19 protein-coding genes and 4 pseudogenes are annotated in these 24,413 nt (G+C 65.3%); 17 read left to right on the forward strand and 6 right to left on the reverse strand.

Features of this window, described 5'->3' with window-relative positions; all coding sequences use genetic code 11:
* The first annotated feature begins 102 nt into the window (after positions 1-102).
* From ACVDG8_RS16010 to ACVDG8_RS16040, 7 genes and pseudogenes are all read left to right on the forward strand, one after another.
* Positions 103-525, forward strand: coding sequence for an EF-hand domain-containing protein (locus tag ACVDG8_RS16010; protein WP_447255521.1), 423 nt, complete (start codon positions 103-105; stop codon positions 523-525).
* 45 nt (positions 526-570) lie between these two features.
* Positions 571-1,111, forward strand: a pseudogene (locus ACVDG8_RS16015) (RNA polymerase sigma factor).
* 73 nt (positions 1,112-1,184) lie between these two features.
* Complete coding sequence (locus ACVDG8_RS16020; RefSeq protein WP_447255523.1) at positions 1,185-1,640, forward strand: hypothetical protein; 456 nt, start codon at positions 1,185-1,187, stop codon at positions 1,638-1,640.
* Complete coding sequence (locus ACVDG8_RS16025; RefSeq protein WP_447255524.1) at positions 1,637-2,083, forward strand: periplasmic heavy metal sensor; 447 nt, start codon at positions 1,637-1,639, stop codon at positions 2,081-2,083. Before ACVDG8_RS16020 ends, ACVDG8_RS16025 begins: the two co-directional genes overlap by 4 nt.
* A gap of 109 nt (positions 2,084-2,192) precedes the next feature.
* Positions 2,193-2,477, forward strand: coding sequence for a GCG_CRPN prefix-to-repeats domain-containing protein (locus ACVDG8_RS16030; protein WP_447255525.1), 285 nt, complete (start codon positions 2,193-2,195; stop codon positions 2,475-2,477).
* Between the two features lie 263 nt (positions 2,478-2,740).
* Positions 2,741-4,210 (forward strand): DUF1800 domain-containing protein, encoded by a 1,470-nt coding sequence (locus ACVDG8_RS16035; RefSeq protein ID WP_447257364.1) that lies wholly within the window; start codon positions 2,741-2,743, stop codon positions 4,208-4,210.
* Positions 4,211-4,228: 18 nt separating this feature from the next.
* On the forward strand, positions 4,229-5,467 hold the full coding sequence (locus tag ACVDG8_RS16040; protein ID WP_447255526.1) for a DUF1501 domain-containing protein: 1,239 nt from the start codon (positions 4,229-4,231) through the stop codon (positions 5,465-5,467).
* A gap of 231 nt (positions 5,468-5,698) precedes the next feature.
* Here ACVDG8_RS16040 and ACVDG8_RS16045 read toward each other — a convergent pair whose 3' ends face one another.
* The 6 genes and pseudogenes from ACVDG8_RS16045 to ACVDG8_RS16070 all read right to left on the reverse strand — a co-directional run bounded on the left by ACVDG8_RS16045 (position 5,699) and on the right by ACVDG8_RS16070 (position 12,973).
* Positions 5,699-5,971 (reverse strand): GCG_CRPN prefix-to-repeats domain-containing protein, encoded by a 273-nt coding sequence (locus tag ACVDG8_RS16045; RefSeq protein ID WP_447255527.1) that lies wholly within the window; start codon positions 5,969-5,971, stop codon positions 5,699-5,701.
* A gap of 84 nt (positions 5,972-6,055) precedes the next feature.
* Positions 6,056-7,633: an indolepyruvate oxidoreductase subunit beta family protein gene (locus ACVDG8_RS16050; RefSeq protein WP_447255528.1), complete on the reverse strand. Its 1,578-nt coding sequence runs from the start codon at positions 7,631-7,633 to the stop codon at positions 6,056-6,058.
* Positions 7,626-9,778, reverse strand: a pseudogene (locus ACVDG8_RS16055) (thiamine pyrophosphate-dependent enzyme). The gene ACVDG8_RS16050 and the pseudogene ACVDG8_RS16055 overlap by 8 nt, the downstream one beginning before the upstream one ends.
* Positions 9,779-9,834: 56 nt before the next feature.
* Positions 9,835-10,317, reverse strand: coding sequence for a MarR family winged helix-turn-helix transcriptional regulator (locus tag ACVDG8_RS16060; protein ID WP_447255529.1), 483 nt, complete (start codon positions 10,315-10,317; stop codon positions 9,835-9,837).
* Complete coding sequence (locus ACVDG8_RS16065) at positions 10,317-11,888, reverse strand: phytoene desaturase family protein (RefSeq protein ID WP_447255530.1); 1,572 nt, start codon at positions 11,886-11,888, stop codon at positions 10,317-10,319. Before ACVDG8_RS16065 ends, ACVDG8_RS16060 begins: the two co-directional genes overlap by 1 nt.
* A 293-nt stretch (positions 11,889-12,181) precedes the next feature.
* Positions 12,182-12,973, reverse strand: coding sequence for a cyclase family protein (locus tag ACVDG8_RS16070; RefSeq protein ID WP_447255531.1), 792 nt, complete (start codon positions 12,971-12,973; stop codon positions 12,182-12,184).
* 120 nt (positions 12,974-13,093) lie between these two features.
* On the opposite strand from ACVDG8_RS16070, the gene ACVDG8_RS16075 reads away from it, so the two are divergent.
* The 10 genes and pseudogenes from ACVDG8_RS16075 to ACVDG8_RS16120 all read left to right on the forward strand — a co-directional run bounded on the left by ACVDG8_RS16075 (position 13,094) and on the right by ACVDG8_RS16120 (position 24,402).
* Positions 13,094-14,668 carry a phytoene desaturase family protein gene (locus ACVDG8_RS16075; protein ID WP_447255532.1) on the forward strand — a complete coding sequence of 525 codons (1,575 nt, stop codon included), beginning with the start codon at positions 13,094-13,096 and terminating at the stop codon, positions 14,666-14,668.
* 111 nt (positions 14,669-14,779) lie between these two features.
* The gene (locus tag ACVDG8_RS16080) at positions 14,780-16,306 is read left to right on the forward strand and encodes an ABC transporter substrate-binding protein (protein ID WP_447255533.1); all 1,527 of its coding nucleotides are present in this window, start codon (positions 14,780-14,782) and stop codon (positions 16,304-16,306) included.
* Between the two features lie 69 nt (positions 16,307-16,375).
* On the forward strand, positions 16,376-17,383 hold the full coding sequence (locus ACVDG8_RS16085; protein WP_447255534.1) for an ABC transporter permease: 1,008 nt from the start codon (positions 16,376-16,378) through the stop codon (positions 17,381-17,383).
* Positions 17,376-18,224, forward strand: a complete 849-nt coding sequence (locus tag ACVDG8_RS16090; protein WP_447255535.1) for an ABC transporter permease — start codon at positions 17,376-17,378, stop codon at positions 18,222-18,224. The genes ACVDG8_RS16085 and ACVDG8_RS16090 overlap by 8 nt, the downstream gene beginning before the upstream one ends.
* On the forward strand, positions 18,221-19,096 hold the full coding sequence (locus ACVDG8_RS16095) for an ABC transporter ATP-binding protein (RefSeq protein WP_447255536.1): 876 nt from the start codon (positions 18,221-18,223) through the stop codon (positions 19,094-19,096). Before ACVDG8_RS16090 ends, ACVDG8_RS16095 begins: the two co-directional genes overlap by 4 nt.
* Positions 19,089-19,919, forward strand: coding sequence for an ATP-binding cassette domain-containing protein (locus tag ACVDG8_RS16100; protein WP_447255537.1), 831 nt, complete (start codon positions 19,089-19,091; stop codon positions 19,917-19,919). Before ACVDG8_RS16095 ends, ACVDG8_RS16100 begins: the two co-directional genes overlap by 8 nt.
* A 153-nt stretch (positions 19,920-20,072) precedes the next feature.
* Positions 20,073-22,366, forward strand: a pseudogene (locus ACVDG8_RS16105) (bifunctional salicylyl-CoA 5-hydroxylase/oxidoreductase).
* Positions 22,363-23,136 (forward strand): SDR family NAD(P)-dependent oxidoreductase, encoded by a 774-nt coding sequence (locus ACVDG8_RS16110; protein ID WP_447255539.1) that lies wholly within the window; start codon positions 22,363-22,365, stop codon positions 23,134-23,136. Before ACVDG8_RS16105 ends, ACVDG8_RS16110 begins: the two are co-directional and overlap by 4 nt.
* Positions 23,130-23,593, forward strand: a pseudogene (locus ACVDG8_RS16115) (MarR family winged helix-turn-helix transcriptional regulator). Before ACVDG8_RS16110 ends, ACVDG8_RS16115 begins: the two are co-directional and overlap by 7 nt.
* Positions 23,590-24,402 (forward strand): enoyl-CoA hydratase family protein, encoded by an 813-nt coding sequence (locus ACVDG8_RS16120; RefSeq protein ID WP_447255540.1) that lies wholly within the window; start codon positions 23,590-23,592, stop codon positions 24,400-24,402. The pseudogene ACVDG8_RS16115 and the gene ACVDG8_RS16120 overlap by 4 nt, the downstream one beginning before the upstream one ends.
* The last annotated feature ends 11 nt before the right edge of the window (positions 24,403-24,413 follow it).

Genomic DNA, 24,413 nt, shown 5'->3' on the forward strand with positions numbered 1-24,413 from the left:
AGTCTTATTGTCTTGTCGAACGGACCGACGGATTTCGCTCATGACTGCGTTTAACGGCTGAAGCGCGGCCGCCAATGGCCGCGCGCAACCGGAGACGAAAGCATGATCCGCCGTTCGATATTCGCCGTTGCCCTTGGTTTGCTGACCGCCGGCGCGGCGATTGCCCAGACGACGACGCCAACCCCTGCCCCCGCGCCGACCCAGGCGACGCCAGCGACCAAGACCGGCATCACTCTGGAACAGTTCGAGGCGCGGCGGGAAAAGGCCTTCATGCAGGCCGACACCGATAATGACGGCAAGGTGAGCCTCGCCGAATGGACCGCTTTTCAGACCGAGCGCAAGGCCAAGGGCGATCCGGCGAAATCCTTCACGCGCATGGATACCAACAAGGACGGTTTCGTCGACAAGGGCGAACTCGACGCCTTCCTCGCCAAGCGTTTCGCCAAGCTCGACAAGAACAGCGACGGCGTGCTCAGCGCCGACGAGCGGCCAAGCCACAAAACCGCTCCCAATCAGGAGCAATGACCACGAGGTTATGCCGCGCGATGACACCTTTGAGCGCCCCGGCTGATGGGCGCCGATACCGACGAGGAACTGGTCCGCCGCATCGGCGCCGGCGACCCCGCCGCCGTGCAGGCGATGGTGGCGCGCAAGTCGCCGCGCATCCTGGCTTTGGCCGCCCGGATGCTCGGCGACGCGGCCGAGGCGGAGGACGTCGCGCAGGAGACCTTCGTGCGCATCTGGCGCCACGCTTCGGGCTGGCGCCAGGAACGCGCGCTTCGACACCTGGGTCCACCGCGTGGCGCTCAACCTTTGCTACGACCGGCTGCGAAAGCGCCGCGAATGGACGACGGACGAATTGCCGGAGGTGGCCGACGAGGCGCCGCTTCCCGACTCGTTGCCTGGCGACGAGGAGCGGCGCGTGCAAGAGGCGCTGCAGCGCATCGCGCCGCGCCAGCGCGAAGCTATCGTGCTGGTGTATTATCAGGAGCTGTCCAACATCGAGGCGGCCGATGCCATGCAGGTCAGCGTCGATGCGCTGGAGAGCCTGCTCGCGCGGGGTCGCCGTTCCTTGCAGACCATGCTCGTCGGAGACGATGGCAATGATTGAGACAGTGAAGGACTTGCCGATTCCGTGGAATGCGGCGTGGGGGCCACGCCGAAAGAGTGGAAGGGGGAGCGAAATGGCTGACGAGAAGAAGGCCGCCCAAGCGCCGTTGGATGCAAGCCGCTTTGCCGCGCTGGCAGACGCCTATGGCAGTGCCTTGCACCGCTGGCCTCAGGCCGAACAGGCTGGGGCGCGGGTGTTTGCCGAGACCGAGGAAGGCCGCGCCATCTTGGCAGGCGCCGGCAGATTGGATGCCATGCTTGATCGGCACCGCGTCGAGGCGCCCGGCAGGGTGCTGCATGGCGCGATCCTTGCCAGGGCCACAGCCGAAGTCAGGCAAGGACGGCGCAACCGGCTGTGGTGGCTTGGCTTCGGGCTTGCCGGCGTCGGCCTGGCGGGCGCCGTTGCCGGGCTGGCGCTGGTGACCGTGGTCAACCCGGATATGCCCTCCGACCATTATGTGATGGATGCCAACGCGACGTCGTTCGGCGATGCCAGTCCTGACGCCGACCAGACCGAGGAGGACTTATGAACCCCCGTCTTGTCGCCGCATCCCTGGTGCTCAACGTCTTTCTGATTGGCGCGGTGGCCGGCGGCGCCGGCTGGCTGATCGGCAAATCCAATCCAGTTTATTCGCTGGAATCGGCCGGCGGAAAATTGCCTGCCGCGGAACGCAAGGCGTTCCGCCAGGCGTTGCGCGAGGTTCGCCGGGAATCGCGGGACGTGATCCTCGACAGCCAGGCCGCCAGGCGCGAAGCGGCCAATCTTCTGCAGCAACCGACGCTCGACACGGCAGCGCTTGCGGCGGCGCTCGAGCGGGCGCGCAAAGCGGACGTCACGGTCCGCACACGGCTGGAACAGCGCATCGTCGAGTTCGCCGCATCGAGCTCACCGGAGGACCGACAGCTGCTGGCAGACGCCCTGTTGCGGCGTGCCGGCAGGCCACTGCCTACCCTCACAAAAAAATCGCCATAGACAGCGACGGAAAGCGCGAGCACCCCCGTTCAAGGAGAAGAGGGACAAGCCTGGCGCCGCGTGACGCGGGCAGGTTCTCTAGAAACCTCGAACCATTCGGGAGTCTCCCATGAACGGTCTGACGAAATATTCCATTGCGGCTGCTCTCGCCATCGGCGGGACGGTCGCGGCAAGCGCCGCTTCGGCGATGCCGATCGCGCCGGTCACCGCGCCGGCGGTGATCGAACATGTCGCCTTTGGTTGCGGCCCGGGCTGGCATCCCAATCCCTGGGGTCGCTGCGTCCCCTACCGCCGCGTGATCTATCCGGGCTATTATTACTGGGGCGGACCAAGGGTCTATATCGGCCCAGCCTGGCATCCGTACCATCGCTGGCACCATTGGCGCCGCTGGTAAGAACCGCCTGATGATGCCGGTGCTGCGGCCGGCATCGTGAGACCTTCCGATCCATAGAACGTGTCCGCCGACGCGACCCGGCGTCGGTCCTCTAGAGCCGGCATGATGTCGTCCGAAAACCGCATCACACTTTTCGGCTCATGCCTTCTGGAGCCGGCATGATGTCGTCCGAAAACCGCATCACACTTTTCGGCATCATGCCTTCTGGAGCCGGCATGATGTCGCCCGAAAACCGCATCACACTTTTCGGCATCATGCCGGAGATGGAGGCTGTATTGGCCGCACCCGTTTCGAATTCCCCGCCGCCGGATCCGGCGCTGATCGCGCTCAACCGCTTCGGGCTCGGCGCCAAGCCGGACACCGAGCTTGGCAAGATCGCCGCCGACGCGCGCGGCTATCTCAAGGCCGAGCTGAAGCAGCAGGATATCGCGCTGGTGTCGGTCGACGAGCAGACCAATGCCGGGCTGCTGGACAGCACCGCCGCGATCCAGGCCAGCATGACGGCGGCCGCGGAACGCAAGACGGCGCGACGTGAAATGGCCGCGCCGGCCATGCTGCGGACGGCGATGGACGATCCGCCCGGCCAGGCGGAGACCAAAACCAAGCCCGCCGTGCCGCCGGTCGAGGGCGATATCTATCGCGCCGAAGCGCAGGCCCGCTTCGACAAGGCATTCAGCGCCGACGCCGGCTTCGTCGAGCGGCTGGTCGGCTTCTGGTCGAACCATTTCTGCGTGTCCGCCGCCAAGGCGCAGATCGTGCGGGCAAGTGCCGGCGCTTTCGAGCGTGGGGCGATCCGGCCCTTCGTGCTCGGCCGCTTCGCCGACATGCTGCTTGCTGTCGAGCATCATCCGGCGATGCTGTTCTACCTCGACAACCAGCAGTCGATCGGACCGGATTCTCGCGCCGGCAAGAGGCGCGGCCGCGGCCTCAATGAAAACCTTGCCCGCGAGATCATGGAATTGCATACGCTTGGCGTCGGCAGCGGCTACAGCCAGGCCGACGTGACCAGCTTCGCCGGCATGCTGACCGGCTGGACGATGGCCGGACGCGAGGGGCGCCTGGGCGAGCCCGGCACGTTCGTCTTCAACGCCAATGCGCATGAACCTGGAAAGGCGGTGCTGCTCGGCAAGACCTATCCGGATGGCGGCATGGGCCAGGCGGAAGCCGCGCTCAACGACATCGCCAGCCAGCCCGCGACCGCGCAGCACATCGCCACCAAACTCGCCCGCCACTTCATAGCAGACGATCCACCGCCGGCAGCGGTCGCTCGTCTCGCCAGGGTCTTCGCCAAGACGGACGGCGACCTCAGGGCAGTGGCGGTGACGCTGATCGACATGCCGGAGGCCTGGTCGACGCCTTTGGCCAAACTGCGCTCGCCGCTCGACTTCGTCGTTGCGCTGCGCCGCGCGGTCGGTCCCTCCGCCGGCAACGAGCCGCAGCGAACGCTTCGCTGGCTGAGGGCGCTCGGCCAGCCGCTCTGGGAGCCCCCTGGGCCGAACGGCTTTCCCGACCAGACCGACGCCTGGGCGTCCGCCGAGGGCCTGAAGACCCGGCTCGACATCGCCTGGCAGGCGGCGAAGCAGGCCGACGCGATCGGCAATCCTGACGAGATGCTGGCATCGCTGATCGGCACATCTGCTTCCGCCGAGACAAAGCAGGCGATTTCGCGCGCCGAATCCAAGCAGCAGGGCCTGGCGCTGCTGCTGATGGCGCCCGAATTCCAGCGCCGGTAACAGCATGGAGATGCGGCTATGAGCTTGCTTTGCGAAACCCCCACCCTATCGCGCCGCGCCGTGCTGATGACCGGCGGCGCCCTGTTCGCCTGGGCCTACCTGCCGCGCTTTGCCCGCGCGGCCGACAATCGCGACCCGCGGCTGATCGTCATCGTCCTGCGCGGCGCGCTCGATGGGCTCTCCACTGTCGGGCCGGTCGGCGATCCGGACTATGCCGGCCTGCACGGCGACATCGCGCTTTCGCTCTCAGGCGCCAACCCGGCATTGCCGCTTGACGGTTTCTTCGCCGTCAATCCGGCAATGCCGGTGTTTGCCCGCCTGTTCAAGGCGGGCCAGGCCGCGGTCGTGCATGCGGCAGCGACCGGCTACCGCGACCGCTCGCATTTCGACGGCCAGGACGTGCTGGAAAGCGGCCTGCCGGGTCCCGGCAACGCCAGCAGCGGTTGGCTCAACCGCGCGCTTGCCGGCCTGCCCGCCGGCGACAGGATCGCCCGTGCAGGCGGGCTCGCGGTCGGGCCGTCGACACCGCTGGTGATCCGAGGTGCGGCGCCCGTGCTCGGCTGGGCGCCGCAATTCCTGCCGACACCCGGCGATGCTTTGGCCGAACGCGTGCTCGATCTCTACAATCATCGCGATCCGGTGCTGGCGGCGGCACTTCAGAAAGGCCTCGACGCCGACCGGATGGCGATGAGCGACCAGATCGGTGGCAAGACGATGAAGCCGAAGGGCGGCCTCGACAATGCCGCCGGCATGCGCCAGTCGGCGCAGGGTGCCGCAAAGCTGATGGCCGCGGACGACGGACCGCGCATCGCCGCGCTCGCCTTCGATGGCTGGGACACACATGTCAACGAGGGCGGCGCCACTGGACGGCTTGCCAATCTGCTCGGCGGCCTCGATGGCGCCTTCGAGGAATTCGAGAAAGGCCTTGGCTCACGCTGGAAGGACACCGCGATCGTCGCGATCACCGAATTCGGCCGCACCGCCCGCATCAACGGCACTGTCGGCACGGATCACGGGACGGGAACGGTGGTGCTGCTCGCCGGCGGCGCGATCAAGGGCGGCCGCGTCATCGCCGACTGGCCGGGGCTGAAGCCGGCGCAGCTCTATGAGCAGCGCGACCTCGCGCCGACCAGCGATGTGCGCGCGGTGCTGAAGGGTCTGCTTGCCGACCAGTTCGGGCTGTCAGCCGGGGTGCTCGGCGACAAGGTGTTTCCGGAGTCCGCGGCGGTGAAGCCGATGCGCGATCTGGTGGTGTGAGCCTCGACTTTATCCACTGGCGATAAGCGCCAGCGCCCGTGATTTCGTCATCCACGGGCGAAGCAAGGAGCGAAGCGACGCGGCGCAGACCCGAGGATGACGAAGCTGAGGGGCTTCGGCCAATCACGAACGCTGGCGGGAAGCCAACCGAGATGAACCCCTTTGCAAGAGGACTCAACAAAAACGCCCGCCCCGTTTCCGGAGCGGGCATTTCACGCAATCCTGAAGGGATCACCGGCTCCAAAAACCGGCATGCCAACGGCCGTGATACCAGAAACCGGGGTGCCAGTGGCGTACGTGCATCGGGCGGATGATCACCCGTCCATTCGGCACGCATCTGCCCCAACGATTCACGTGCCAGCCGGGACCACAGCGCCAGCCGACGGTTTCGACCGGCAGCGAGGACGCGCTTGGCTTGGCCATCGGCATGGCCTGTGAGCCGACGCCGGACAGCACCAACGTGCCGGTAGCCAAGGCGAAAGGCAGCAAGTATTTTGTAAACATGCATTGTCTCCGTAATTCATCCCTACCGCCATGAGACGGAGGACAAGGCTGAATTCCGTCGGAGCGCGATTGATCACATGTTCGTCATCGGGCGGCGTCGTCGAGCGTCGCTACGGTCTTCAGCGCCCCATCCAGCATGTCGCCCTTCTCGTCCTTCAGCGCCGCTTCGCGCAGGCGGCGGATCCAGTCGGCGGCATCGTCGCGCCCCTTGAGCATGGGCAGTGCCGAGAGCACGCGGTCGAATTTCGACTGGGCGCGGACGTGGGTGTCGCTGTAGCCCTTGATCAGGCGGCGGCAGTTCAGGATCTCGGTGGCTAGAGCGTAGTCCTCGCGCGCATGGCCGAGCGCCAGTTGGTACCAGCGCTCCAGATGCTCGACCTCTACCCTGTGGCGCAGCAGGCGACGGCGCCAACGGCGCAGGCCGCCGATGAGCCACAGCATGGCGAAGCCGGTGAAACTGTCGGTGCGGATGTGGCGGCCGCGATTGATGCGGCGGTCGAGGAAAGCGGCGAGCTTTGGGCGGTTCTCGATGTAGCTGCCGAGGCCAGCCGGCAGCGTGCCGCAGAATTCCTCGATGCGCGGATGGAAATACTCGGTCACCTGCAGCACCGAGCCTTGCTTGACGCCGACCTCCTTGCGCACGCGCCTATCGCGGGTCGAGCGCGTCTTGAGGTCCGCGACGCGGATCATGTCGTCGTAGCACATGGCGTTGGCGAGATGCTTCGCCGCCGCGATCGACAGCGCGTAGCCGCGTTCCGAACTGTCCAGCTCGACCGCCTTGTCCAACCGTTCAAGATAGTCGCCGCCATAGGCGATGTCCTGGTAGTCGACGACTTTTTTCAGGCCGCGTTCGGCCATGTCGCGCAGCGGCTCCGGCAGTGACGCGACGCGAGCGGCAAGACCCTGCCAGCCCTTCAGCAGCGTCTCCGGTCCGCTAACCTTCGGGCGGGTTTCAGGAGCGGCCGGTTCTGTCGCAACAGTCTCACCCGACGGAGCAGCCGCGATACCCCGCGTGCGATCATAAGCGGCGGCGAAAGCAGCGAGGCTGGCTTTGACGCCGCGGCCGCCGGCGCCCACCGCCTGTTCGTAGTTCTCGCGCGCAAACGGCAGCGCATCGGAGCCGGCCAGCGCGCCGAGCAAGCTGGCCGAGATCATGGTGCCATTGTCGGCGGCGATCTTTTCCATATCGAAGGCGATGAAGCGCTTGGCCGCGGCCTGCGCCGTCGCGTGCACCTTCTCCGACGAGGCGCGGCCATCGCCAGGCTCGATCTTTTCCGAGACAGCGGCGATGCGGTGCGAGGAGGTGATCAGCGTGGTGCGCTCGGGCGTAACGAAACCGCGGATGATGGCGCGGCCGGCTTCCATCAGCTCGGCGGCGATCAATATGTCGACGTCACCTTGCGAAGGCGACAGCGCGAAGACCGGCAGACGGCCGGTGTCGCGCGCCATCTCGATGTAATAGATGGTTGCGCCGGTGCGCTGGGCGACACCGGCGACCGACGTCGACTGCGCGATGTAGCCGCTGCGCTCGGCGACGTCGGTTATCCAGTCGGCCAGCACGCCACCGCCCTGGCCGCCGACGGCAAGCACGGCGAGCTTTATCACCCGCTCGTCGTCATGGGCGCCCGCCTTCGGGCGCAGCGCTGAATTGTGGTCAAGCATCGGCGAACATCAAACGACGGCTTTCGCGGCGGCGCTGCAGAAGACCTATGCCGGCGCGGCGCGCGCTTTCCAGGAAACGGTCCCAGCCACTGGGATTGTGCACGACATCGGCGCGGTAGAAGGACGGGCAGAGCACGGCGGCGTCCGCCACCTCGCCGCAATTGCCGCAGCCGACACAGCTCTGGTCGATCGATGCCACCGGATCGTCGCGCAGCGGATCGTCGAGCGATTTCACCGACAAAGACGGGCAGCCGGACAGCCGCATGCAGGCGTGATCGCCGGTGCAGATGTCCTCATCGACACCGAACTTCGGCTTCACCACCCGCTCTCCCCCTTGATCGCCTTGTCGACCAGCGGTTTTTCGCGACGCTGGCGGTTGAGCATGCATTCCGACGAGGCGACGATGACCTTCGGGCCTTTCTCGTCAGTGGTCAGCGCCTCGCGCAGCGTGTCCTGCATCTTGCCGACATCGTAGGTGCGGTCGATATGGCGCAGCCATTTGACGCCCATGCCCTTCACCGCTTCGGTGATCGGATGCTTGGTCGACTTGGTGCGGTTCGAGGCGCGCGACGACAGGATGTCCTGGCCGCCGGTCGCTGCCGAATAGAAATTGTCGACGATGACGATGACGCCGTCATTTTTGTTGAAGACGGCGTTGCCGATCGACGAGGTCAGGCCGTTGTGCCAGAAACCGCCGTCGCCGACGAAGGAGATCGAGCGGCGCTTGGCATCGGGCGAATTGAAGGCGGAGGCCGAAGCCGGCCCGAGACCATAACCCATCGTGGTGGCGCCGAGCTCGAAGGGCGGCATGATCGAGAACAGATGGCAGCCGATGTCGGAGGCGATGTGATGCTTGCCGAGTTCCTGCTCGACCAGTTTTGTCGCGGCGAAGATCGGCCGCTCCGGGCAGCCGATGCAGAAGCCCGGCGGACGACCGGGAACGACATTGATGAGGTCGGCCGTATCGACGCCGTCGCCCGTTTTGTTCGGCGCCCGCACCTCGCCCGGCAGGAGATGCGGGGCATGGGCGTGCAGGAACGAGCCGATGCCGTCGAGCATCACCTGTCCGGTGTACTCGCCGGCCATCGGCAGATGCTCCTTGCCGACCAGTTTGGTGCCACGGCTGGCCTTGTGCAGCGTCGCGGCGAAAGCCTGCTCGATGTAATTCGGCTGGCCCTCTTCGACGACCAGCACGGCCTGCTTGCCTTCGCAGAAGGCGAGGAACTCGTCATCGACCAGCGGATAGACGGCGTTCAGCACATAAAGCGGCACCTCGGTGTCGCCATAGGTGTCGGCGAGGCCGAGCCGCTGCAGCGCACGGATGACGGAATTGTACATGCCGCCCTGCATGACGATGCCGACGGAACCGTGATCGGGCCCGAACATCTCGTTGATCTTGCGGCTCTTGATGAAGTCCACCGCGGCCGGCCAGCGTTTTTGGACCTTCTCCTTCTCATGCAGGAAGGAGGCGGGCGGCAGCACGATGCGGCCGGTGTCGCGGCGCGGCGCCGACAGCGCGTCGGCGACCGTCATCGACGGCCGCTTGTTGTCCTTGGCGATGAAGTGGCCGTGGACATGGCAACAGCGGATGCGCACCTGCAGCATGACCGGTGTGTTGGAGACCTCGGACAATTCGAAACCGTCCTCGACCGCCTTGACGATCGAGGGCAGGTTCGGGCGCGGATCGAGCAGCCAGACCTGGCTCTTCATGGCGAAGGCATGGCTGCGCTCCTGCATGATCGAGGAGCCCTCGCCATAGTCCTCGCCGACAATGATCAGCGCGCCGCCGGTGACACCACCCGAGGCCAGATTGGCGAGCGCGTCGGAGGCGACATTGGTGCCGACCGTCGACTTGAAGGTGGCAGCACCCCGGATCGGGTAGTGCACGGAAGCGGCGAGCATGGCGGTTGCGGTCGCCTCCGAGGCGCTCGCCTCGAAATGCACGCCGAGTTCGCCGAGGATATCCTGCGCGTCGGCGAGCACATCCATCAGATGGCTGATCGGCGCGCCCTGGTAGCCGCCGACATAGCCGACGCCGCATTGCAGAAGCGCCTTGGTGATGGCGAGGATGCCCTCGCCGGCGAATTCCTCACCGGCGCCCAGCCTCAGTTTTTCGACTTCCTTGGCAAAAGACCGCTCGGCCATGTCTGCCTCCTTCCGTTGCCGCCCGCCCCGTTGCCATTGGGAGGCGGCGCGTACATCTAGATTTCGTGCTTGCGGATATTCTTCAACATCTTTTGCAGCGTCGCGATCAGCGCGGCATATTCGGCATCGTCGACATCGTCGAACATCGCCTCGAAGGCGTCGTGCATGGCCGGCCAGGCGCGGGTGAACAGCGCGCGGCCATCGTCGGTCAGGAACACGTGGCGGATGCGGCTGTCGGTGACACCTTGCTCGCGCCGCACCAGGCCTTGCCCCTCCAGCGTGTCGAGGGTGCGGCTCAAGGTCGACTGTTCGATGACGGTGTAGACCGAGAGGTCGTTGACGGTGACGCCGTCGGTGACCGAGAGCACGGCCAGCGTGCGCACCTGCGGAATGGTCAGGCCCTGCTTGCGGAAATCCTCGCGCAGCGTGGCGTTGTAGCGGCCCATGATGCGATTCATCAGATAGGGCGCGAATTGCTGCAGGCCGATCTGGCCAAGGGTCGAGATGCGCTGGCGCTTTTCGGGGGCCTTCTGGTCCATCAGAGCCTCCCCGCCAAGAGGAAGCCGGAGCCGCCGCCAAGGCCGGCGCCGGGATGGGTGGAGGCGCCGATATGGTAGAGGCCCTTGATGCCGGTCTCGTGGTTGCGGCTGGTCTTGAACGGCCGCCACAGGAAGGATTGGTCGATGGTCGAGGAGCCGCCATATGGATCGCCACCGACCAGGTTGACGTTCATCGCTTCGAGATCGGCCGGCGAATAGGCGCGGCGCGCGATCACGGTGTCCTTGAAGCCGTCGATATGGCTGGCGAGGATGGCTTCGGCGCGATCTGCATAGGCTTCGCGCAACGTCTCGGTCCAACGCCCGTCGGCGGGCGCTTGCAGCTTGCCGGCGGCATCGCCCTTGATGGCGCGCGGCGCCTCGGGCAGTTGCAGCCAAAGGATTGCCTTGCCGTCCGGACAGCGCGACGGGTCGAGCGCATGCGGCTGGCCGACACAGATGGTCGGCACCTCCGGCAACAGGCCGCGCACCGCCTCGTTGCAGGCTTTGGAGACACCGTCGAGACCCGGCGTCAGATGCAGCAGCGCCACCTTGTCGAGCCCCTCGCCGCGCCAGGCCGGCGGCTTGTCGAGAGCGTAGTGGATCTGGAAATTGCCCTTGCCATAGCGATAGGCGCGCGTCGCGTCGACGTCGCGCTTTGGGGCCGCGTCGCCGAGGAGCCGACCATAGAGCTGTGTCGGCGTGACCGAACAGATGACGCTTTTCGTGGCGTCCAACGTCTCGCCGGAAGCGAGCTGAACGCCAGTGGCACGCCCGCCGTTCTGGACGATCGAGCCAACGTCGGCATTGATGCGTATCTCGCCGCCGCGTTCCTTGATCAGCGCCTCGAAGGCGGCGAGCAGGTTCTTCGCGCCGCCCCTGACGATCGGCGCGCCGGCGGCCTCCAGCGCGAAGGCGATGACCCTGGCGATCTGGCCGGAGAAAGCGTCTTCCGGACCAAGCCCGGCATGCAGCACCCAGGGCGCCCAGAGCGCGCGGACGGTATCCGAGCTGTAAGTCGTCTCCAGCCAGCCCCGCGCGGGAACCAGCGCCTCGCCCATGAAGGCGGCGAGGTTGCGCGGGCCGCGCCGCCAGGCTTCGCCGGCGAGCAGCTTCGTCGTCGGATAGGACCAGAGCGCGCCGCCGAGCAGGCCGAAGAGCAGACCGGCATTGCGTTCGATGTCGCCGACATCGCCGCCATGGCGGTCGCCGTCGCTGGGCGCGATCCGGTTCAACGCCGCGATGTTGGCGGCGCGGTCGGTGGTGAGCACGGCATGGCTGCCGTCGGGCGTGAGCACGCCGGTCGGCGTCGCCGTGTGGCAGAACTCCAGCCCATGCCGCGCCAGATCCTTGCCGAGCGCCGCGAAGGCCGGCGAGGTGATGAACAGCACGAAGGTGGTTGCCATCACGTCATGGACGAAGCCGGGCGCCGTGATCGCCTCGGTACGCATGCAGCCGCCGATGCGGTCGTTGCGCTCGAGCACAAGCACTTTTGCGCCCTTGGCGCCAAGCATTGCCGCGCAGACCAGCGCGTTGATGCCGCTGCCGACGATGATGTGATCGGGGGCGGTCATTGGATGCTCGCAGACGGCAGGCACTGGAGCCCAATCGCGTGGAATTGCGCTCTACGGCGCCCCCTCTGTCCTGCCGGACATCTCCCCCACGAGGGGGAGATCAGCGGTTTCTGCGCCCCGCTCAATCCTGCACCGTGGACAATTGGCGAAGGCCGCGATGACAGCCAATCTCCCCCTCGTGGGGGAGATGTCCGGCAGGACAGAGGGGGCGCCGTAGAGCGCTAGCGCCGCCAACCTGCCTTACTATCGCCTCGCCTACACCCATGATCTTCTCCCGAAGACCTCACCTCGCTCTATTTGCTCGACACCAGCGCCAGCGCGCGGATCGGGCTGCCGGTGCCGTGCTCGATCTTGAGCGGGGCGGCGATCAGGATGGCGCCTTTCGGCGGCAACTGGTCGAGATTGCAAAGGCTGGCCAGACCATAACGGTTGGCCTTGTGCATCAGCGTGTGCGCCGGGAATGGCGGCTCCATGCCGCCGGCCTTGCCGGCGTCGGTGCCGATCGTCTCCGAGCCCCAGCCTTTGATGTCCTTGCTGATCAGGAACTGGATGGCTTCCGCCGTCGGTCCAGGCGTGTGCGGGCCGGTCTCGTTGGCGTTGAGGAACTCAGCCTCGGAGCCGTTGCGCTTGTACCAGTCGGTGCGCATTACCACCCATTCGCCGGCATTGATCGCGCCGTGCTTGGCTTCCCAGGCCTTGATGTGGTCGACGGTGAGCAGGAAATCGTGGTCGGCGGCCGATTCCACCGAGCAGTCGATGACATTGACCGGGCCGACGAAATTCTGCGCCGGGATGGTGTCGGTGGCACCGTCCGGATAGTCCTTGCCGGTGATCCAGTGCTGCGGCGCGTCGAAATGCGTGCCCGAATGCTCGCCGAGCTTCAGCCAGTTCCAGGCCCACCACGGACCGTTCTTGTCGTATTTGGAGATCTGATGGATCTCGACCTTTGGCGTGTCGACGGCAAGCTCCGGCGGCAGCTTGATCAGCGGCGTATCCGGTCCGAGCGGCGCCGACAAATCGACCACCTTGATGGCGCCCGAAAGCAGCTGGCCGGCGATCTCGCCGAGGAGTTTTTGCGTGTCCATGGTCTCAGTTCCCTCTTTGTCGATGATGATCGAGGCTCGTTGCGGCCCTTAATATCCTACTAGACGAAAACATATGCATCTGCAATTATCTTTAAGCATAAAGGAATGGGTTGGGGCGGCGTGAGCGAGTTTGACGCCATATTCGTCGGGGCGGGCCACAACAGTCTGGCATGCGCCGCGCATCTGGCGCTCAAGGGCTGGAAAATCGGGATTTTCGAGTGCAGCGCGACAATCGGCGGCGCCGTCCAGACCCGCGAGTTCACGCTTCCGGGCTTCCGGCACGATTTCGGCGCGATGAACTTAAGCCTCTTCGCCGGCTCGGCCTTCCACCGGAAATATGCAAATGAATTGAAAAGTCACGGGCTGGAATTCGCGCCCGTCGCCGACTGTTTCGCCAGCGCCTTTCCGGACGGAAAGTGGTTCGGCGTCAGCAATGATCTCGAAAAGACGGCCGCACGACTGGCCGCCTTCTCGTCCGCGGATGCCGCGGCATGGCGGCGGCTGGTCGCCGGTTTCCTGCCCGAGGCGGAGCATCTGTTCCGACTGCTGGGATCGCCGATGAGTGCAAGGGCGCTTGCCGGCACCGCCTGGAACCTGTGGCGCAAGAAGGGCCTTGCCGGTGCGCTCGACACTGGACGGTTGCTTCTGTCCTCGCCGCGCGCGTGGCTGGAGGAGAATTTCGAGACGCCTTATGTGCGAACGACACTCGCCGCGTGGGGCATGCATCTCGACTTCGCGCCCGACATCGCCGGGGGCGCCGTGTTCCCTTACCTGGAATCGATGGCCAACCAGAGTTTTGGCATGGTGCTGGGCAAAGGCGGCGCCGACACCATCATCCACGCGCTGGCTGGCATGGTAACAGCCGGCGGCGGCAAGATCGTAACCGACGCGGACGTGGCCGAGATCACGGTTGCCGGCGGCAAGGCGACGGGCGTGCGGCTCGCATCCGGCGAGACGCATACCGCCACCAAGGCCGTCATCGCCGGCGTCGCGCCCAAGGCGCTGACCGGCAAGTTGCTGCCGAGCGGTTCAGGCAATGCCGGCTTCGACACGGCGATGAAAAAATTCCGCTACGCGCCGGGCACGATGATGATCCACCTGGCGCTGGACGACCTGCCGGACTGGAGCGCCGGAGCCGAGCTTCGCCAGTTTGCCTATGTGCATCTGGCGCCTTCGCTCGACGTCATGTCGCGCACCTACCAGCAGGCGATCGCCGGCATGCTGCCCGACCAGCCCGTGCTTGTCGTCGGCCAGCCGACCGCCGTCGACCCCTCGCGAGCGCCTGCGGGCAAGCATGTGCTGTGGGTCCAGGTACGCATGCTGCCGGCGGAAATCCTCGGCGATGCCGCCGGCAAGATCGCACCGGCACATTGGGATCAGGTCAAGGACGCTTATGCCGAGCGCGTGCTCGACATCATCGAGACTTACGCGCCCGGCTTGCGGCAGAAGATCCTCGCCCGCGCGGTGTTTTCGCCGCTCGACCTAGAGCGCGAGAATCCGAACCTGGTCGGCGGTGACCAGATTTGCGGCAGCCACCAATTGGCGCAGAACTTTTTGTTCCGCCCAGCCCCGGGCTATGCCGGCTGGAACACACCGGTCGCCAATTTGCATCTTACGGGCGCCGCGACATGGCCGGGCGCCGGCACCGGCGCGGCCTCGGGCTTCATGCTCGCGCAACAGCTTGGCGGGAGGTAGGCTCCGACGATTTTATCGAGGCGACGAGAGGCAAGGCGCTGCTGCCCACGAAGCTTGAACCAATGAACGGACATTGCGGCGCAAAGACAATAACCAACAAGGGGAACGACCATGACAATCAACAGACGCGAATTGCTCGGATACAGTGCCGCGGCACTCGGTGTGGCCGCCATTGGCCTGCCGAAGGCTGCCAAGGCAGCCGACGAACTGACCATCGCCTACAACGTCAACCTCCCCTCCTGGGACCCGACGACCGGACCCTCGGCCGTCAACCCGACTATCCAGGGTCTCTACCAGTCGGTGTTCGACCAGATCATCCCGCAAAAGCCCGACCTGTCCTTCGCGCCTGGATTGCTTACCGAATGGGGCTGGAACGATGACCGCACCAAGGTGATGATGACGGTGCGCGAAGGCGTGAAATGGCATGACGGCTCGCCCTTCACGCCGGAAGACGTGGTGTGGTCGCTGCAGCGTGCGGGTGACGAAAAGACCGGCAATCCGATCCAGTTCGTCTGGAAGAACGTCAACAACTTCAAGATCGACGGCAACAAGATCACCGGCGACGTCGTGCAGTTCGACCCGGTCTATTTCAAATGGATGTCGTTCCTGACCGGCTACATCATGCCGAAGGCCTATTACGAGAAGGTCGGCGCCGAAGGTTTCGAGAAAGCGCCGATCGGCACCGGCCCCTATATGGTCGACAAGTTCGAGCGCAACGCCTTCCTGCGGCTGAAGGCCAATCCGAACTATTGGGGCACCAAGCCGGCCTTCGAGAATGTGACGATCAAGTTCGTCACCGATGCGGCGAGCCGCGTGGCCGAGATCGAGTCCGGCTCCTCGCAGGTGACGCTCGAGATTCCTTACGAGGAATATGACCGGCTGATCGCCAAGGACGGGCTCGCCGGCTCGGTCAAGAATGTCTCCGACATCGGCATGATCTTCTTCAACAACAAGGACGCCATGCTGGACAAGAATGTCCGCCAGGCGGCCGTGATGGCGGTCGACAAGGAACTTCTGGTCAAGCGGCTGCTGCGCGGCTACGGCCAGCCGATCGACACGCTGGAGACGCCGGAATACGCAGCCTTCGATCCGTCGATCAAGGTCGAGCACAATGCCGAGAAGGCCAAGAAACTGCTTGCCGCCTCCGGTTATTCGACCAAGAAGCCGGCCAAGTTCACCATACAGACGACCAAGGGCTTCAAGCCCAAGGACTATGAGATGGTGCAGGCGATCGTCGGCATGTGGCGCAAGGTCGGCATCGAAGCCGAGATCGAGGTCTACGAGATTGCCAAGCACTACGAGCTGCGCGCCGCGCACAAGCTGGCGCCGGCGGCCTTCTACAATTGGGGCAATTCCATCGGCGACCCGACGACCTCGACCGGCTTTGCCATGTTCGGGCCTTCGCCGCACTCGTCGTGGAAGACGGACGACCTCGACGCCAAGATCGGCCCGCTGTGGGGCGAGAAGGACGAGGCCAAGCGCATCGCCGGCTGGAAAGCGGTCGACAAGTACATTGCCGAAGAGGCCTATGTGCTGCCGCTGATCCAGTATGCGCAGCCGATCGTGCACTCGAAGAAGGTCAATGTCGTGCAGCATATTTCCGGCGCGCTGCTGCCGGCGCTGATGACTCCGGCCTGATCGTCAGCCTTTCTTTTGCCGCGCGCCGTCCGCGAGACGGCGCGCTTTTTCATCCGGGCATACGGGCAGATGCTGCTGCAAAGGTTCCTCGTTCGCCTGTTGACGATGCTGGTGACGCTGTTCGGCGTCGCCATCGTCGTGTTCGTCGTCATCCGCGTCGCGCCCGGCGACCCGATCGCCATGATGCTGCCGCCCGGCGCCAGCGATGACGACATCGCCAGGCTGCGGGCGCTCTATGGCCTGGACAAGAGCATCGTGCAGCAATTCTTCATCTGGCTCGGCGGCGTGCTGCATGGCGATTTCGGCACCTCGATCTCGCTGCGCCAGGACGTGTTGAGCCTCGTGTTCAACCGGCTGCCTGCGACGCTGGAGCTGGCGACCTTCGCGCTGCTGATGGCGATCGGGATTGGCGTGCCCGCTGCAATCCTCGGGGCGCGCAATCGCGGCACGGCGGTCGAGGCGGGCATCGATATCGCCAGCGGCGCGACGCTCTCAATTCCCGACTTCCTGTGGGGGCTGGTGCTGATCCTTTTGTTCGGCGTGCTGGTGCCTGTCTTCGACATTTCGGGCCGGGTGTCGCCACAGCTCGACCTGCCCTTCGTCACCCAGTTCTACCTCGTCGAGAGTATCCTTCGCCTGCGCTTCGACCTCACCTGGGACCTGCTCAAGCATATGCTGATGCCGGCGATTGCGCTGGCGCTGCCGCTGGCGGCGATCATCGCACAGTTGCTCAAACAGTCGCTGAAGGAGGTGCTCGACCTCGACTATGTCGTGCTCGCCCGGGTCAAGGGATTTTCGGAGACGCAGGTGATCCTGCGCGAGGCGCTGAAGAACGCGGCCCTGCCGACGCTGACGCTGGTCGGCGTGCAGTTCACCTTTCTCATCGGCGGCACGGTTATCGTCGAGCGGCTGTTCTCCTACGAAGGTCTCGGCAACATGGCGATCGATGCCGTCATCAACCGTGACCTGCCGCTGATCCAGGGCATCGTGCTGGTCTTCGCGCTGCTCTTCGTGCTGATCAATCTCGTGGTCGACATGATGTATGCGCTGCTCAATCCGAGGCTGCGCCATGGATGAGGCGCGCATCGCCCGACGCGGCTTGAGCCCGAGGCTGTGGCTGGCTGGCGGCTGGCTGCTGATCGCGCTCGCCGCCGCCATCTTCGCGCCGCTGGTCGCGCCGCAGGACCCGCTGGCGCAGGACCTGATGCTGGAGCGCCTGCCGCCCTTCTGGCTGGACGGCACTGAACCCGGCTATTGGCTGGGCACCGACAGCCTCGGCCGGGATTTGCTATCGCGGCTGATCTTCGGCGGCCGCATCGCGTTTATCGTCGCTTTCGTGGCAGCGATATCCGCCTGCCTTATAGGCTCGACGCTCGGCCTGATCGCCGGCTATTTCGGGGGCTGGGCCGACCGCATCATCTCGCGCATCGTCGACATCTGGATGGCGTTCCCGCCGGTGCTGTTCGCCATCCTGCTGGTGGCGGTTCTGGGCACGGGCCTGAGTTCCGTCATCCTCGCTATCGCGATCATCGACTGGACGCGCTTTTGCCGCGTCATCCGCGCCGAGGCGCTGGGGCAGTCGCGCATGGATTATGTCGAGAATGCCCGCATCGCCGGCTATGGCCGCGTTGGCATCATGCTGCGCGAGGTGCTGCCCAATGTGCTGCCTTCGGTCGTCGCGCTTTTGTCGCTGGAAATGGGCATCGCCGTCATCGTCGAGGCGATCCTGTCCTTCGTCAACCTGTCGATCTCGACCGACGACCCGACCTGGGGCGGCATCATTGCCGAGGGCCGGCTGTCGATCCATCAGGCCTGGTGGGTGCTGGTGTTCCCGCTGATCACGCTGATCCTCACCGTGCTCTCCTTCAGTCAGTTCGGCGAGGCGCTGAAGACGCGCTTCGATCCGGTGCTGCGATGAGCTGCCTCGATATCCGCCGCTTGAGCGCAGTGCTCGCCAACGGCCAGCGCGTGCTGCGCTCTGTCTCGCTCACCGTGCAGCCCGGCGAAGTACGCGCGCTGGTCGGCGAAAGCGGCGCCGGCAAGACGATGATCGGCAAGGCGGTGCTCGGCGTCCTGCCGAAGAGCGTGCGCATCGTCGAAGGCGAGATGCTGATCGAGGGCGAGGACCTCGGCCGGCTCGACGCCAAGGCGCGGCGCACCTTGATCGGCGCACGCACCGCGCTGATCCCGCAGGATCCGCTGACCGCGCTCAACCCGTCGCGCCGCATCGGCCCGCAAATGACCGACCGGTTGGTGCGCATCCTTGGCTGGAGCGGCGAGAAGGCCGACAAGCGCATCCGGCAATTGCTCGACGAGGTGCAGATCCGCGATCCGGAGCGCGTGCTGAAATGCTATCCGCATGAGCTCAGCGGCGGCATGCGCCAGCGTGTGCTGATTGCCGCCGCCTTTGCCGCCGAACCCAGGCTGATCGTTGCCGATGAGCCGACGACGGCGCTCGACGTCACCGTGCAGAAGCAGATCCTGCGGCTGATCTCTGAATTGCAGCGCGACCACGGCACGGCGATCCTGTTCGTGACCCACGACCTCGGCGTCGTCGCCAAGATTAGCCAGAAGGTGTCGGTGCTCTATGCCGGCAAGGTGGTCGAGGAGGCCGAGACCGCCGCGTTGTTTGCAGCACCGCAACATCCCTATACGCGCGCGCTGATGGCGGCGACGCCGCGCTACACCGACCCATATGCCTCGCTGAAACCGGTGGACGACACCGTGCTCGCCGGGCTTGCGGCGGAAATCGCGGCGACCGACCAGGCGTGGAGGCCCGGCCATGGCTGAGCCGCTGTTTTCGGTGCGCGGCCTGAAGGTGGCGCTGCCCGACATGACGCGCAAGCCGCTGATCGGCCGCGCGCCGCTGGCCGAGATCCTGAAAGGGCTGGACTTCGACCTGCCGAAAGGAATGGTCACCGGCATCGTCGGCGAATCCGGCTCGGGCAAGTCGACGCTCGGCCGCGCGCTGGTGCGGCTTCTGGAACCAAGCGCCGGCACGATCCAGTTTGAGGGCCGCAACATCGGCCATCTTTCGGAAGCCGGGTTGCGACCGCTGCGTCGCGACCTGCAGATGATCTTCCAGGACCCGATGTCGTCGCTCAACCCGCGGCATACGATCTTCAGCATCATCGCCGCGCCGCTCCGGCAGAATGGGCTAGGCGACAGGTTGAAAGAGCGCGTGGCGGAGGCCTTGCAGCGCGTCGGTCTACCGCAGAATTTCGCCGGCCGCTACCGGCACGAGTTGTCGGGTGGCCAGCGCCAGCGGGTCGGCATCGCTCGCGCACTGGCGCTGTCGCCGAAATTCGTGTTGGCCGACGAAATCGTCTCCGGACTCGACGTCTCGACACAAGCTCAGATCCTGACGCTGCTTGAGAAGCTGGCGGCCGAGATGGGACTGACGGTCGCCTTCATCAGCCACGATCTGTCGGTGATAAGGCGGCTTTGCCAGCAGGTCATCGTCATGCGCGAAGGCAGGATCGTCGAGATGAGCGCCACCGACGCGCTCTTCGAGAACCCGAAGGAAGCCTACACGCGCGACCTGCTGGCGGCGATCCCGCTTCCGGAGATCGACGCGGACTGGCTGCGGCCGGCGGTACAGGCGCCGGCATGAGAGCCAAGTGAGCGCACCGACGGGTCGCGCTCGCGCGCCGGGCAACATTCAATCCTAAAACTTTAAGCTTGAAATAATTGCCTTCAGGCGCAATACTGAAAGTCGGGATCGCCGGTTCACCGGCGACCCGAAGCGAAGAGGAGATCGCAAGACATGAAGGTTGCGGTTCTCGGCGGCGGACCGGCCGGACTCTACTTTGCCATCTCGCTGAAGCTGCGCGACGCCGCGCATGAGGTGACGGTCTATGAACGCAATCGCCCGGACGACACCTTCGGCTGGGGCGTCGTGCTGTCGGCCGAAACACTGGAAAACCTGACCAAAAACGATCCGGTCAGCGCCGTCTGGATCAAGAAACACTTTGCCTATTGGGACGACATCGCCGTCATCCATGACGGTGTGCGCACCGTCTCTTCCGGCCATGGCTTCTGCGGCATCGGCCGCAAGCGACTGCTGGTCCTGTTGCAACGCCGCGCCCGCGAGCTCGGCATCAAGCTCGCCTTCGAGACCGACATCGCCGACCCCAGGCCGTTCATGGAAACGCACGATCTCGTCGTCGCGGCCGACGGGTTGAATTCGAAATCCCGCGCTACCTTCGCCGAAGTCTTCAAGCCCGATATCGACACGCGCAAATGCAAGTTCGTGTGGCTCGGCACCAATCAGAAATTCGACGACGCTTTCACTTTCATCTTCGAGAAGACCGAACATGGCTGGGTGTGGGCGCATGCCTACCAGTTCGACAGCGAGACGGCGACGTTCATCGTCGAGTGCAGCGAAGAGACCTGGGCTGCGTTCGGCTTCGACGCAATGTCGCAGCAGGAATCGATCGCGGTGTGCGAACGCATTTTCGCAAAGCATCTCGGCGGCCATGCGCTGATGACCAACGCCAACCACATCAGGGGTTCGGCGTGGATCAACTTCCCGCGCGTGCTGTGCGAGCGCTGGTCGTACAAGAACCTGGCGCTGATGGGCGATGCGGCGGCATCGGCGCATTTCTCGATCGGCTCCGGCACCAAGCTGGCGCTCGAAAGCGCCGTGGCGCTGGCCGAATACGTCGAAACCGAGCCCGACCTCGAGGCCGCCTTCCGCAAATACGAGGATGCGCGGCGCACCGAGGTGCTGAAGCTGCAATCGGCGGCGCGCAATTCGCTAGAATGGTTCGAGGAAGTTGAACGATATCTCGGTTTAGATCCAGTTCAGTTCAACTATTCGCTGCTCACCCGTTCGCAACGCATCAGCCACGAGAACCTTCGCCTGCGCGATGCCGAATGGCTGGAGGGCGCGGAAGAATGGTTCCAGCGCAAGGCCGGCGCCGGCGGCAACAGCCTGCGCCGTGCACCGATGTTTGCGCCGTTCAAGCTGCGCGACATGGCGCTCAACAACCGCATCGTCGTTTCGCCGATGGCGCAATACAAAGCCGTCGACGGCTGCCCGACCGATTGGCATTTTTCCCATTATGCCGAACGCGCCAAGGGGGCGCCGGCCTCCTCTACATCGAGATGACCTGCGTCAGCCCCGAGGGACGCATCACGCCTGGTTGCCCTGGCTTCTACAAGCCCGAACACGAGGCCGCCTGGAAGCGGCTGGTGAATTTCGTCCATGCCGAGACGGAAGCAAAGATCTGCGCGCAGATCGGCCATTCCGGCGCCAAGGGTTCGACCCGCGTCGGTTGGGAAGGGACGGACGTTCCGCTCGCGTCCGGCAACTGGCCGGTGATGGCGCCGTCGGCTGTCCCGTGGTCGCCGAAAAACCAGGTGCCGAAGGCAATGGACCGCGCCGACATGGACGTGGTGCGCGACCAGTTCGTGGCGGCGGCTCAAATGGCCGAGCGCTGCGGCTTCGACATGCTGGAGATCCATGCCGCGCATGGCTATCTGCTGTCCGCCTTCATCACGCCGCTGACCAACCGCCGCACCGACGATTATGGCGGCTCGCTGGAAAACCGGATGCGCTATCCGCTGGAGGTCTTCCATGCGGTGCGCGCCGTGTGGCCGGCGGGGAAGCCGATCTCGATGCGTATCTCGGCCAATGACTGGGTCGGCATCGAAGGCGTCACCCCGTCCGATGCCGTCGAGATCGCCAGGATGCTGCACGCAGCGGGCATCGATCTTTGCGACGTCTCGGCCGGCCAGACCTCGATTGCCGCAAAGCCGGTCTATGGCCGCATGTTCCAGACGCCGTTTTCCGATCGCATCCGCAACGAGGTCGGCATGGCGACGATGGCGGTCGGCAACATCTATGAACCCGACCACGCCAATTCGATCCTGATGGCCGGACGCGCCGACCTGGTGGCGCTGGCGCGGCCACATCTTTCCGATCCCTACTGGACGCTGCATGCGGCGGTCACGCTCGGCGATCGCGGCGTCAAATGGCCCGACCCTTACCTGCCTGGCCGTGACCAACTCTATCGCCTCGCCGAGCGCGACGCGGCCGCGGGGCTCAAAGTATGAGCGCCACGCAGGCAATTGCCGGCAAGCATGCGCTGGTGACCGGCGGTGGCTCCGGCGTCGGGAAGGCTATCGCGCTGGCGCTGGCGAAGGCTGGTGTCGACGTCACCATCTGCGGGCGGCGCGAGGCGGAACTTGTCAAGGTAGCCGGCGACAGCGGCCGCGTCTTCGGCATTGTCGCCGATGTCACCGATGAAGCCTCGATGGCTGCCCTTTATCAGAAGGCCGAGGCGGCGCGCGGGCCATTCGATATCGTCGTCGCCAATGCCGGCATGGCCGGCAGCGCGCCGGCGCACAAGACACCGCTCGCTGACTGGCAGAAGACGCTGGACGTCAACCTGACCGGCGCCTTCCTGACGGTGCAGCCGGCGCTTGCCGGCATGTTTTCGCGCAAGCAGGGCCGCATCGTCTTCGTCGCCTCGACCTCCGGGCTGAAAGGCTATGCCTATGTCGCGCCCTATGTGGCGGCCAAGCACGGCGTCATCGGGCTGATGCGGGCTTTGGCCGCTGAGACGGCGAAGTCGGGCGTGACGGTCAACGCCGTCTGCCCGGGCTTCGTCGAGACCGACATGCTGGAAGCGTCCATCCAGCGCATCGTCGAGAAGACCGGCAGGTCGGTGGCGGACGCGCGACAGAGCCTGTCGGCGACAAATCCGCAAGGGCGGTTCATCCAGCCGGAAGAAGTCGCCGACGCGGTGTTGTGGCTCTGCGGCGATGCCGCGCGATCGATCACCGGGCAGGCGATCTCTATCTCCGGAGGCGAGACATGGTAGCGGGACCGACATCCGCCGGACCGGGCAAGGACAGGCTGCGGCTCTGGATACGGTTGCTGCGCGCCTCGCGCACGATCGAGGCCGAACTGCGCGAGCGGCTGAAGAAGGAGTTCGACACGACGCTGCCGCGCTTCGACGTGATGGCAGCACTCTATCGCTCGCCGGAAGGCATGCTGATGAGCGACCTGTCGCGCTTCCTGCTGGTGTCGAACGGCAATGTCACCGGTATCGTCGACCGGCTGGTTTCGGAAGGACTGGTCCGCGCGCGCGCCGCAATGGCGACCGCCGCACCTCGATGGTGCGGCTGACCGAGGAAGGCTCGACATCGTTCGCGGCAATCGCCGCCGCGCATGAAAGCTGGGTCGGCGAGTTGCTCGGCAATGTCAGCGAGGACGAAGCGCGGCGGCTGACCGGCATGCTGAAATCGTTCCGCAGCAATTGGGAGGGACGCGAATGAGCGCGATGGCCGGCTTGAAGCCAAAACACTTCCTCTGGCAGGTCGAGGGTCGGGTAGCAAAGATCCGGCTCGACCGTCCGGAGCGCAAGAACCCGCTGACCTTCGACAGCTATGCGGAGCTTCGCGACACGTTCCGCGACCTCGTCTATGCCGACGATGTCGACGCCGTCGTTTTCCTGCCCAATGGCGGCAATTTCTGCTCAGGCGGCGATGTCCACGACATCATCGGACCGCTGGTCAAGATGGACATGAAGCAGCTCCTGGCCTTCACCCGCATGACCGGCGATTTCGTCAAGGCGATGCTCAACTGCGGCAAGCCGATCATTGCCGCCGTCGACGGCGTCGCGGTCGGCGCCGGCGCGATCATCGCGATGAGCTCCGACATTCGCATCGCCACGCCGGAGGCGAAGACCGCCTTCCTGTTCACCCGCGTTGGCCTTGCCGGCTGCGACATGGGCGCCTGCGCGATCCTACCGCGTATCATCGGCCAGGGCCGCGCCGCCGAACTGCTCTACACCGGCCGGACGATGACAGCGGCGGAAGGTGAGCGCTGGGGGTTCTACAATCGCCTGGTCGATGCAGCCGCGCTGGAAGCCGACGCGCTTGAGATGACGGCGCGTATTGTTGCCGGCCCGACCTTCGCGCATGGCATCACCAAGACGCAGCTCAACCAGGAATGGTCGATGGGGCTGGACCAGGCAATCGAGGCGGAAGCGCAGGCGCAGGCGATCTGCATGCAGACCGGCGATTTCGAGCGGGCGTACAAGGCGTTCGTGGCGAAGGAAAAGCCGGTGTTCGAGGGGAATTGAGGATGATGCTT

The sequence above is a fragment of the Mesorhizobium sp. ORM8.1 genome, assembly GCF_053005525.2.

What these genes read in the sequence shown, in the direction of transcription:
- ACVDG8_RS16120 (WP_447255540.1), top strand. Translation starts at nt 23,590, where the DNA reads ATGAGCGCGATGGCCGGCTTGAAGCCAAAACACTTCCTCTGGCAGGTC.
- ACVDG8_RS16110 (WP_447255539.1), top strand. Translation starts at nt 22,363, where the DNA reads ATGAGCGCCACGCAGGCAATTGCCGGCAAGCATGCGCTGGTGACCGGC.
- ACVDG8_RS16090 (WP_447255535.1), top strand. Translation starts at nt 17,376, where the DNA reads ATGGATGAGGCGCGCATCGCCCGACGCGGCTTGAGCCCGAGGCTGTGG.
- ACVDG8_RS16035 (WP_447257364.1), top strand. Translation starts at nt 2,741, where the DNA reads ATGGAGGCTGTATTGGCCGCACCCGTTTCGAATTCCCCGCCGCCGGAT.
- ACVDG8_RS16060 (WP_447255529.1), bottom strand. Translation starts at nt 10,317, where the DNA reads ATGGACCAGAAGGCCCCCGAAAAGCGCCAGCGCATCTCGACCCTTGGC.
- ACVDG8_RS16080 (WP_447255533.1), top strand. Translation starts at nt 14,780, where the DNA reads ATGACAATCAACAGACGCGAATTGCTCGGATACAGTGCCGCGGCACTC.
- ACVDG8_RS16085 (WP_447255534.1), top strand. Translation starts at nt 16,376, where the DNA reads ATGCTGCTGCAAAGGTTCCTCGTTCGCCTGTTGACGATGCTGGTGACG.
- ACVDG8_RS16070 (WP_447255531.1), bottom strand. Translation starts at nt 12,973, where the DNA reads ATGGACACGCAAAAACTCCTCGGCGAGATCGCCGGCCAGCTGCTTTCG.
- ACVDG8_RS16020 (WP_447255523.1), top strand. Translation starts at nt 1,185, where the DNA reads ATGGCTGACGAGAAGAAGGCCGCCCAAGCGCCGTTGGATGCAAGCCGC.
- ACVDG8_RS16010 (WP_447255521.1), top strand. Translation starts at nt 103, where the DNA reads ATGATCCGCCGTTCGATATTCGCCGTTGCCCTTGGTTTGCTGACCGCC.
- ACVDG8_RS16065 (WP_447255530.1), bottom strand. Translation starts at nt 11,888, where the DNA reads ATGACCGCCCCCGATCACATCATCGTCGGCAGCGGCATCAACGCGCTG.
- ACVDG8_RS16030 (WP_447255525.1), top strand. Translation starts at nt 2,193, where the DNA reads ATGAACGGTCTGACGAAATATTCCATTGCGGCTGCTCTCGCCATCGGC.
- ACVDG8_RS16050 (WP_447255528.1), bottom strand. Translation starts at nt 7,633, where the DNA reads ATGCTTGACCACAATTCAGCGCTGCGCCCGAAGGCGGGCGCCCATGAC.
- ACVDG8_RS16100 (WP_447255537.1), top strand. Translation starts at nt 19,089, where the DNA reads ATGGCTGAGCCGCTGTTTTCGGTGCGCGGCCTGAAGGTGGCGCTGCCC.
- ACVDG8_RS16025 (WP_447255524.1), top strand. Translation starts at nt 1,637, where the DNA reads ATGAACCCCCGTCTTGTCGCCGCATCCCTGGTGCTCAACGTCTTTCTG.
- ACVDG8_RS16095 (WP_447255536.1), top strand. Translation starts at nt 18,221, where the DNA reads ATGAGCTGCCTCGATATCCGCCGCTTGAGCGCAGTGCTCGCCAACGGC.
- ACVDG8_RS16040 (WP_447255526.1), top strand. Translation starts at nt 4,229, where the DNA reads ATGAGCTTGCTTTGCGAAACCCCCACCCTATCGCGCCGCGCCGTGCTG.
- ACVDG8_RS16045 (WP_447255527.1), bottom strand. Translation starts at nt 5,971, where the DNA reads ATGTTTACAAAATACTTGCTGCCTTTCGCCTTGGCTACCGGCACGTTG.